The organism is Streptomyces sp. NPDC037410 (assembly GCF_055602235.1).
In genome coordinates this window covers 1-9,859 of the sequence record NZ_JBVJWR010000038.1, presented here as the reverse complement: position 1 = coordinate 9,859, position 9,859 = coordinate 1, and the positions used below count along the sequence as shown (strand labels likewise).

General features: G+C 72.5%; 8 protein-coding genes. 7 read left to right on the top strand and 1 reads right to left on the bottom strand.

Features of this window, described 5'->3' with window-relative positions; genetic code table 11:
• Nucleotides 1-171: 171 nt before the first annotated feature.
• From ACZ7HT_RS36195 to ACZ7HT_RS36170, 6 genes are all read left to right on the top strand, one after another.
• Entirely contained in the window at nucleotides 172-354 is a 183-nt protein-coding gene (locus tag ACZ7HT_RS36195; protein ID WP_471173889.1) for a Trm112 family protein, read from the top strand.
• Nucleotides 355-1,157: 803 nt separating this feature from the next.
• Nucleotides 1,158-2,306: an SIS domain-containing protein gene (locus ACZ7HT_RS36190; RefSeq protein ID WP_471173887.1), complete on the top strand. Its 1,149-nt coding sequence runs from the start codon at nucleotides 1,158-1,160 to the stop codon at nucleotides 2,304-2,306.
• 218 nt (nucleotides 2,307-2,524) lie between these two features.
• The gene (gene manA, locus ACZ7HT_RS36185; protein WP_471173925.1) at nucleotides 2,525-3,676 is read left to right on the top strand and encodes a mannose-6-phosphate isomerase, class I; all 1,152 of its coding nucleotides are present in this window, start codon (nucleotides 2,525-2,527) and stop codon (nucleotides 3,674-3,676) included.
• A gap of 66 nt (nucleotides 3,677-3,742) precedes the next feature.
• The gene (locus tag ACZ7HT_RS36180; RefSeq protein ID WP_471173886.1) at nucleotides 3,743-4,708 is read left to right on the top strand and encodes a cation diffusion facilitator family transporter; all 966 of its coding nucleotides are present in this window, start codon (nucleotides 3,743-3,745) and stop codon (nucleotides 4,706-4,708) included.
• A 469-nt stretch (nucleotides 4,709-5,177) separates the two neighbouring features.
• Nucleotides 5,178-6,632 carry an adenosylhomocysteinase gene (ahcY, locus tag ACZ7HT_RS36175; protein WP_471173884.1) on the top strand — a complete coding sequence of 485 codons (1,455 nt, stop codon included), beginning with the start codon at nucleotides 5,178-5,180 and terminating at the stop codon, nucleotides 6,630-6,632.
• Nucleotides 6,633-6,776: 144 nt separating this feature from the next.
• Nucleotides 6,777-7,391, top strand: a complete 615-nt coding sequence (locus ACZ7HT_RS36170) for a hypothetical protein (protein WP_471173883.1) — start codon at nucleotides 6,777-6,779, stop codon at nucleotides 7,389-7,391.
• A 96-nt stretch (nucleotides 7,392-7,487) separates the two neighbouring features.
• Here the strand turns inward: ACZ7HT_RS36170 and ACZ7HT_RS36165 are convergent, their stop codons facing one another.
• Nucleotides 7,488-8,399: an RDD family protein gene (locus ACZ7HT_RS36165; RefSeq protein ID WP_471173881.1), complete on the bottom strand. Its 912-nt coding sequence runs from the start codon at nucleotides 8,397-8,399 to the stop codon at nucleotides 7,488-7,490.
• Nucleotides 8,400-8,518: 119 nt separating this feature from the next.
• On the opposite strand from ACZ7HT_RS36165, the gene ACZ7HT_RS36160 reads away from it, so the two are divergent.
• A complete protein-coding gene (locus ACZ7HT_RS36160) occupies nucleotides 8,519-9,526 on the top strand; it encodes a stage II sporulation protein M (RefSeq protein WP_471173880.1) in 1,008 nt (335 codons plus the stop codon).
• Nucleotides 9,527-9,859: the final 333 nt, after the last annotated feature.

Sequence of the window (9,859 nt, the reverse complement as noted above, 5' to 3'; positions counted from 1 at the left end):
CAATTTGGAGCCCAGCGAGAGGCCACAAGGAAACACGCCCCACGAGGGGTTCCTCGCTCTGTCCGGGAACACCGCCCACCCCCCCCCCCCCCCCGCGGGCGCCGTCCTCCCCCCCCCCCCCCCCCCCGGTAGGCTGACCTGGCCCGATCCGTCCGTCCGAAGGGACACCCCATGCCGCTCGAAGCCGGCCTCCTGGAGATCCTGGCCTGCCCGGCCTGCCACGCTCCGCTGAACGACCGCACGGCGGACGAGACCCCCGAGCTGACCTGCACGAGCCCCGACTGCGGCCTGTCCTACCCGGTCCGCGACGGCATCCCGGTCCTCCTGGTAGACGAGGCCCGCAAGCCGTCGTAACGGGGAGCGCCCCGGGGAGCCCCGACACGACCGGTGGTGCCCCACACCCGCCCCGCGCGCCGACGTCGACGGCTGCGGCCCCACCGCAGACCCGTACGGCCCACGCCTACGGGTGTGGTTCAGGCTCGACGGGTGTGGCTTACGCCGACTGGTGTGGCCTATGCCGACGGGTGTGGCTTACGCCGACTGGTGTGGTTCAGGCCGGACGGGTATGGCTTACGCCGACGGGTGTGGTTCAGGCCGGACGGGTGTGGCTTACGCCGACTGGTGTGGTTCAGGCCGGACCGGTGTGGCCTACGCCGACTGGTGTGGCTCACGCCCGGCTTGTGCGGGTGGTTCCCGCCGGGACGGCACGCGCCCCGCGCGTGTGGCCCCGCCCGACCCGTGCGGGCTGCGCCCCGACTGGTGTGGCTCGGGCCGACCGGTGTGGCTCACGCCCGCCCCGTGCGCGCTGCGCCCAGGCTCGTGTGGGCTGCGCCCACAGGGACGGCGCCCACCCCCCCGTGTGGGCAATCGTCCCGCAGGGCGGGACGGGTGGGCACACGGGACGGCGCCCCTTGCCGGGCCTAGGCTCCCGCGCCCCGAACCCGCACCATGACCGGAGCGGCAGGCAGGCCCCGCCTCCGGGAAGGCGCGGCCGCCGACGACGAGCACCCCCCACGGGGAACCCGCCCAAACGACCGGCCGCACGACCAGCCCCCGCACCACCGGACCCGCCCCGCACGGGAACCCGCCCCGCACGGGAACCCGCCCCGCACGGGCCCCCGCACCACCGGACCCGCATCACACCGGAGGCACCGCACATGCTCGACGAGACCCTCCTCGACGCCCCGGACGACCTCGCCCTGGCCGACCGCCGCGGCCTCCTCCGCGGCGCCGCCGAGGCCGGCGCCCGAGTACGGACCGCCGCACGGCACGCCGCAGAGGCCGGCATCGCGGACCTCCGCCCGGAGGGCCGCCCGCGCGCCGTCCTGGTCGCGGGCCCCGGCACCGCCGCCGCAGGCGTCGCGGACCTGATCGGCGCGCTCGCCGGAGCCGCCGCCCCCGTCGTACGGCTCCAGCCGACCGGCGTGGCCCCCGCGGCGGGCGCCCTGCGCTGGGCCCTGCCGGGCTGGGCGGGTTCGGTGGACCTGCTGCTGCTCCCGACGACCGACGGTGCGGAACCGGGCCTCGCGCTGCTCGCGGAGCAGGCGTACCGCCGCGGGATCACGGTCGTCGCGGTCGCCCCGAAGGCCTCCCCGCTGGCGGAGGCGGTGAACGGCTCGCGCGGCCTGTTCGTCCCGATGGCGATCGCCCCGAACGAGGCGCCCGACGAGTACGCCGAGAGCATCGCGGCCAGCCCGGGCGCCCTGTGGGCCCTGTTCACCCCGCTGCTCGCGCTCCTGGACCGTGTGGGTCTGATCGAGGCGCCGCCGGAGGCCCTGGAGAAGGTCGCGGATCGCCTGGACCGCACGGCGGAACGCTGCGGCCCGGCGATCGCCACGTACAGCAATCCGGCGAAGACGCTCGCCGCCGAACTCGCGGACTCGCTCCCGCTGATCTGGACCGAGGGCAACGCCGCGGGCCCGGCCGGCCGCCGCTTCGCCGCCGTCCTCGCCGAACTCGCGGGCCTTCCGGCGCTCGCCGCGGAGCTCCCGGAGGCGCTGCCGGCGCACGGGGTGCTCCTCGCGGGCGACTACGCGGCGGGCGCGGACCCGGACGACTTCTTCCGCGACCGCGTGGACGAGCAGCAGGCGCTCCGCGCGCGCGTGGTCCTGCTCCGGGACCGCCCGGCGGAGGGCCTGACCGCGGCCCCGGCCGCCCGCGAACTGGCCCTCGGGCACGAGACCGCGATCAGCGAGCTGGAACCGGAGGAGGGCGGCGACCTGGAGACCCTCGCCGAACTGCTCGCCGTGACGGACTTCGCAGCGGTCTACCTCTCCCTGGCCACCCCGGCCCGCACCCCGCACTAACGCGCACCCACCAACCAACCCCCCAACCCCCCACCCCCCCACCCCAGCCCAGCGCCGCTCCGTCACCCACCGGCACAAACCCCCACCGAGGCCGGCGCAGGGCCACCACCAGGACCCCCCGGGTGCACCACACCGTCACCCACCCGTCACCCGCCCCCTGTCACCTGTCTCCCGACACCCGCACGATCCGTCACCACCCCGAGGAGCTGGCAGGCACCATGGACCGCCTCGTCAACACCGTCCGCCCCTACGCCTGGGGATCCACGACGGCCATCCCGGAACTGCTCGGGACCGCCCCCACGGGCGAGCCCCAGGCGGAGATGTGGATGGGCGCCCACCCCGGCGCCCCCTCCCGCACCGGGCGCGGCGCGCTGAACGAGCTCATCGCCGCCGACCCCGTACGCGAACTGGGGGAGCCGGCCGTCGAGAAGTTCGGGCCGCGGCTCCCGTTCCTCCTGAAACTGCTTGCCGCGGGCGCCCCGCTCTCCCTCCAGGTCCACCCCGACCTGGCCCAGGCGCAGGCCGGTTACGCCGCCGAGGAGGCCGTCGGCATCCCGGTGGACGCCCCGCACCGGATGTACAAGGACGCCAACCACAAGCCCGAGCTGATCTGCGCGCTCACCCCCTTCGACGGCCTGTGCGGCTTCCGCAACCCCGTCGAGGCCGCCGACCTGATCGCCGCGCTGGGCGTCGACTCCCTCAAGCCGTACGTGGACCTCCTCCACGCCCACCCCGAAGAGGCCGCGCTCCGCGAGGTCCTGACGGCCCTGCTCACCGCCGACCGCGAGGAGATGGCGCACACCGTCGCCGAGGCCCATGCCGCCGCCGACCGCCTCGGCGGCGACCACGCCCCGTACGCGACCCTGGCCCACCACTACCCGAGCGACCCCGGCGTGATCGCCGCCATGCTCCTCAACCGCGTCCGGCTCCAGCCCGGCGAGGCGCTCTACCTGGGCGCGGGCGTCCCGCACGCCTACCTCGACGGCCTCGGCGTCGAGATCATGGCCAACTCGGACAACGTGCTGCGCTGCGGCCTCACTCCCAAGCACGTCGACGTCCCCGAACTCCTGCGCGTCGTCCGATTCGAACCGAACGAGCCGAGCGTCCTGCGTCCCGAGGCCTCCCCCTCCGGCGAGGAGGTGTACGAGACCCCGATCGACGAGTTCCGCCTCTCCCGGTTCGTCCGCGCGGAGGGCGCAGCCCCGACCGACGTCACCGCCGCGACCCCCCAGATCCTGCTCGCCGTAGCGGGCCGCACCCAGGCCGGCGAGATCACCCTCGGCCCCGGGGAGTCCGTCTTCGTACCCGCGGGCGAGGCCACAGAACTGAACGGGGCAGGGACGGTCTTCCGGGCCACCGTCGTGGCCTGATGCGACAATGACCGGCCGAACCGCGGCGATCGAGCCGGAGCATCGACGAAGGGACCACGTACACCCATGAGCGCGTCAGGCGGAACCAAGGCGATCGTGGCGGCACTCGCCGCCAACCTCGCGATCGCCGTAGCCAAGTTCGTGGCGTTCCTCTTCAGCGGTTCGTCGTCGATGCTCGCCGAGGCCGTCCACTCGCTGGCCGACTCCGGCAACCAGGGCCTGCTGCTCCTCGGCGGCAAGAAGGCCCAGCGCGAGGCCACCCCGCAGCACCCCTTCGGCTACGGCCGCGAGCGCTACATCTACGCCTTCCTCGTCTCCATCGTGCTCTTCTCCGTCGGTGGCATGTTCGCCATCTACGAGGGCTACGAGAAGATCAAGCACCCGCACCCCATCGAGGCCTGGTACTGGCCGGTCGGCGTCCTGATCTTCGCGATCATCGCCGAGGGCTTCTCCTTCCGGACCGCCATCAAGGAGTCGAACGAGCTCCGCGGGAACCAGTCCTGGAAGGAGTTCGTCCGCCGGGCGAAGGCCCCGGAGCTGCCGGTCGTCCTCCTGGAGGACTTCGGCGCCCTGATCGGTCTCGTCCTCGCCCTCGGCGGCGTCGGCCTGGCGCTGGCCACCGACGACGGCGTCTGGGACGGCATCGGCACCGTCTGCATCGGTGTCCTCCTCGTCCTCATCGCGCTCGTCCTCGCCGTCGAGACCAAGTCGCTGCTCCTCGGCGAGGCCGCCGGCACCGACGAGGTCAAGAAGATCGAGGAGGCCGTCGTCGACGGCGAGACCGTCACCCGCCTCATCCACATGCGCACGCTCCACCTCGGCCCCGAGGAGCTCCTCGTCGCCGCCAAGATCGCCGTCCAGCACGACGACACGGCCACCGAGGTCGCGAACGCCATCAACGCCGCCGAGGAGCGCATCCGCGCCGCCGTCCCGATCGCCCGGGTGATCTACCTGGAGCCCGACATCTACAGCGCGGCGGCCGCCGCGGCGGGCAGCAACCCGGCCAAGACCCCGGGCGGCCCCGGCCACTGACCCAAGGCCGAACCACGGCCGCTGACAGGGGTCCGGACACACGGCCGGGCACACCCCACCACCACAGGCCCCCGGGACCACACGCCCCGGGGGCCTCTCACGTCCGCCCGCAGGCGAGTCCCGCCGCCCGCAGGGGAGTCCGTCCCCGCCCGCAGGCGAGTCCACCCGCCCGCACGTCTGTACGGGCAGGGCGGCAACGGCCGCGAGAATCCCCACCCCCCGGGACACCGAAGCCCCACCCGCCCCCGATGCGGACTGTGGCCGGCCGCAGTGATCGGTGTAGATTCGTGACCAGCCAGACGTCGCTGCTGATGGCGGTCGGGCGGTCCGCGGACCGGCCGAGGGAGAGAGGGCCTCCGACGACGGCACCGAGAAAGCACCCGGGCATTCGTATGTCCAGGGGGCCTTTCCGTGGTGCCAGGCGCCGCAACCGACCCTCGCACTCGCACACACGAGGAGCAGCCCAGTCATGACGACTGCCGCCCACCAGGACTTCAAGGTCGCCGACCTCTCCCTGGCCGCCTTCGGCCGCAAGGAGATCACCCTCGCCGAGCACGAGATGCCCGGCCTGATGTCGATCCGCCGCGAGTACGCCGAGACGCAGCCGCTCGCCGGCGCCCGCGTCACCGGCTCGCTTCACATGACGGTGCAGACCGCCGTCCTCATCGAGACCCTGGTCGCCCTCGGCGCCGAGGTCCGCTGGGCCTCCTGCAACATCTTCTCCACCCAGGACCACGCCGCCGCGGCCATCGCCGTCGGCCCGAACGGCACCCCGGAGAACCCCCAGGGCGTCCCGGTCTTCGCCTGGAAGGGCGAGACCCTGGAGGAGTACTGGTGGTGCACCGAGCAGGCCCTCACCTGGCCGAACACGCCCACCGGCGGCCCGAACATGATCCTGGACGACGGCGGTGACGCCACCCTCCTCGTCCACAAGGGCGTCGAGTTCGAGAAGGCCGGCTCCGCCCCGGACCCGTCCACGGCGGACAGCGAGGAGTACGGCTACATCCTCACTCTCCTCAACCGCACCCTCACCGAGAACCCGCAGAAGTGGACCCAGCTGGCGTCCGAGATCCGCGGCGTGACCGAGGAGACCACCACCGGCGTCCACCGCCTGTACGAGATGCAGCAGGCCGGCTCCCTCCTCTTCCCGGCGATCAACGTGAACGACGCCGTGACGAAGTCGAAGTTCGACAACAAGTACGGCTGCCGCCACTCCCTCATCGACGGCATCAACCGCGCCACCGACGTCCTCATCGGCGGCAAGACGGCCGTCGTCTGCGGCTACGGCGACGTCGGCAAGGGCTGCGCCGAGTCCCTCCGCGGCCAGGGCGCCCGCGTCATCGTCACCGAGATCGACCCGATCTGCGCCCTCCAGGCGGCGATGGACGGCTACCAGGTCGCGACCCTCGAAGACGTCGTCGAGACCGCCGACATCTTCATCACGACCACCGGCAACAAGGACATCATCATGGCCGCCGACATGGCCAAGATGAAGCACCAGGCCATCGTCGGCAACATCGGTCACTTCGACAACGAGATCGACATGGCCGGCCTCGCCAAGGTCCCCGGCGTCGTCAAGGACGAGGTCAAGCCGCAGGTCCACACCTGGACCTTCCCCGACGGCAAGGTCCTCATCGTCCTCTCCGAGGGCCGCCTGCTGAACCTCGGCAACGCGACCGGTCACCCCTCCTTCGTGATGTCGAACTCCTTCGCGGACCAGACCCTGGCCCAGATCGAGCTCTTCACGAAGCCGCAGGAGTACCCGACCGACGTCTACGTCCTCCCGAAGCACCTGGACGAGAAGGTCGCCCGCCTCCACCTGGACTCGCTCGGCGTCAAGCTGACGACCCTCCGCCCGGAGCAGGCCGCCTACATCGGCGTCGAGGTCGAGGGCCCCTTCAAGCCAGACCACTACCGCTACTGATGCCCCGGCCGGCGGCGCCCGCGCGCTGACGCGGCGCCGTCCCGGACACCCGTAGAGGACTCAGGCAGGCCCCCCGCACCCCCGTGCCGGGGGGCCTGCCCCGTCCGGCCCCCGCTATCGCTTCAGGAAGCCACCCGAGGACCCATGCCCCGCGGCCGTTATTCGCTCCATGACCCGCACGATCACACCCCCCTCGGTGAAGAACACTTCCACTGCGCGCCCGGCCCCTCCGGCTGGCGCTACGTCTCGCAGATCACCACCCCCGACGGCGACCACCGGGGCTCCGTCGACCTGGCCGTCGACGAACTCGGCCGCCCCATCCGCCTCGAACTGCACGCCGCCGGCTGGCAGGTCCGCGGCGCGGCCCTCGACGGCGTCACCTGGGTCCGCACGGACCCCACCGGAACCCACGCCACCGAAGGCAATGTGCGCGCCCACGCCTTCACCGGCACGTCCCCGGCTTTCCTCGTCGCCCTCACGCGACTCCTGCGCCTCACCCCCGATTCCCCCGAGACCCGTGTCAGGCTCGTCGCCTTCACGGACCCGGTGCTCGCCCCCCTCACGGTCGACCAGTCCTGGGCCCTGCTGAGAAGTGAAGCGCACGCCACTGACAACGGCCCCCTGATGGTGGACGAGTACCAGGTCAGCGCCCTGGACACGGGGGAACGGCACACGGTCCACATCGCCGGCGACGTGGTCCTCGCAGCCCCCGGCATCGAACTGGAAGCCCTGGAAACCCCACCCTCGGTCTTCCCCTGACTCGCCTCGCGGGCACTCGCCTCGCGGGCACCCGCCTCTCGGCCGGCCGACCCTCGGGCAGGCGCCTCTCGTGCAGGCGCCCTCGGTCAGCCGCCCTCAGGCAGGCGGCGCGAACCCGGTGGGCCGCGCCGCTCCGGACTCCACGCCCGGACCGACGACCGGGGGAGCCGGAGGCGCGACAACCGAGGGAGCCGAGGGCGCGACAACCGCAGCCGGAACAGCACCCGGCACAACACCCGGCACCCCCACCACCCCCGCCGAAGGGGCGAACGCCCGCCGCGCGTCCCGCGCCTGCCGCTCGGCCACCACGCCCGCCAGATAGGCGTCGGCCGGCACCCCCGCCGGCGGGGGCGTACCGGTCCGCGACACCAACTCGTCCGCGAGCCGCTCCGCGAGCCGCCGCCCCACCACCGGATCCAGCTCGCGCGACCGCGTCAGGTACTGACGTATCTCCAGCCACAGCGCCTCCGGCACCGCCGAGAGATCGACCCCGGCGAAACGCCCCACGAGCCACGGCGGCGGAGGAGGAACGGCCGCCACGCGCGCGGTGGGTATCCGCTCCCGCACCACCAGCGTCCCCGCGAAGACGTCCCCGAGCCGTCGCCCCCGCTCGGACACCAGCGAAGCGGTACAGGCGACGACCCCGAAGGTCATCAGGATCTCCACGACCCCCATCGCGCCCCGCACCAGCGCGTGCCGGAACCGGATCGGCCCGCCGTCGTCCCGGACCACCCGCAGCCCGAGGGCCAGTTTTCCGAGCGACCGCCCGTGCGTCAGCGTCTCCACCGCGATCGGCGCCCCCACGAGCAGCAGCAGGAAGGACGCGACCGACACGGCCATCACGGCCGCCTCGTCCAGCGACGCCGTGGCGACCGCGAGCCCGAGCGTGATCAGCAGATACGCGGCCCACACCACGACCAGGTCGATGAGCACCGCGAGCGCCCGACTCGGCAGCCGCGCGGGCTGCAACCCCAGGACGACCGCATCGCCCGTCACCAGATCACTCACGGAACCCACCCTTCTCCGGCCTTCCCGACCCCTCCGAACGCCAGTCTGCCAAGCTGGCCCGCAGCGCGCCGCAGTAGTACGGACCCGTCCACAGCCAGTGCCTGGAGCAGCAGCCGATCATGGACCTCGACGTCTACGTGACCGCCCACCGAGCCGAGTGGGAACGCCTCGACCACCTCCTGCGCCGGGGCGGCAAGCTCACCGGCGCCGAGGCCGACGAGCTCGTCGCGCTCTACCAGCGCACGGCCACCCACCTCTCGATCGTCCAGTCGAAAACCCCGGACCCCATGCTCACGGCCCGGCTCACCCAGCTCGTGGCCCGCGCCCGCGCCGCCGTCACCGGCACCCGCCGCTCCTCCTGGCGCGACGCGATCGGCTTCCTGACGGCCGGTTTCCCCGCCGCGGTCTACCGCTCCCGCCGCTGGTGGATCCCGACGGCCGTCCTCTCGACGCTGCTCGCGGCCCTCATCGGCTGGTGGATCGGTACGCACCCTGAGGTCCAGGCGGCGATCGGCGCCTCGGCCGACCTCCGCGAGATGACCCGCCCCGGCGGCCAGTACGAGACGTACTACTCGAGCCACCCGGCGGCCTCGTTCGCCGCCCAGGTGTGGACGAACAACGCCCAGGCCGCGGCCATGTGCCTGGTCCTGGGCGCGTTCCTGGGCGTCCCGGTGCTCTGGATCCTGTTCATGAACATGCTGAACGTCGGCGTCGGGATCGGCCTGATGTCGGCCGCCGGCCGCCTCGACGTGTTCCTGGGCCTGATCCTTCCCCACGGCCTGCTCGAACTGACCGCCGTCTTCGTAGCCGCGGGTACGGGCCTCCGCCTCGGCTGGACCGTCATCGACCCCGGGCCCAGAACCCGCCGCGCCGCCCTGGCGGAACAGGGCCGTGCGGCCGTCGGCATGGCGATCGGCCTGGCGCTGGTCCTCTTCGTCTCGGGCCTGATCGAAGGCTTCGTCACCCCCTCGGGCCTCCCCACCTGGGCCCGTATCGCCATCGGCATCACCGCTGAGCTGGGCTTCCTCGTGTACGTCTATGTGCTCGGCGGCCGTGCGGCCCGGGCCGGTGACACCGGCGACCTGGAGGAGTCCGACCGGAGCGCCACCCTCCCCACCGCCGCCTGATGTGCGTCCGCCCCTCCTGAGCTGCTAGTCTCCTCCGGTGCTCGCGAAACCCGTTGACACGGGGCTCGTGGGGAGGTAGATTCAAACGGTTGCCTAGAACTGGACAGTTCGGCAGCGGCCGGGTAGAGTCTCACTCACTCCGGCAGGGATTTTGATTCCACGGAGTCACTCCGATTCTTATTCGAATCACGAAAGCCACCGATTAGGTCGGCCGAAATGAATCTGATAAAGTCGAAACCGCCGGAAGGGCCCGGAGCGAAAGCGAAAGGGACCGGAAAGCACCGAGGAAATCGGATCGGAAAGATCTGATAGAGTCGGAAACGAAGGAAGCGC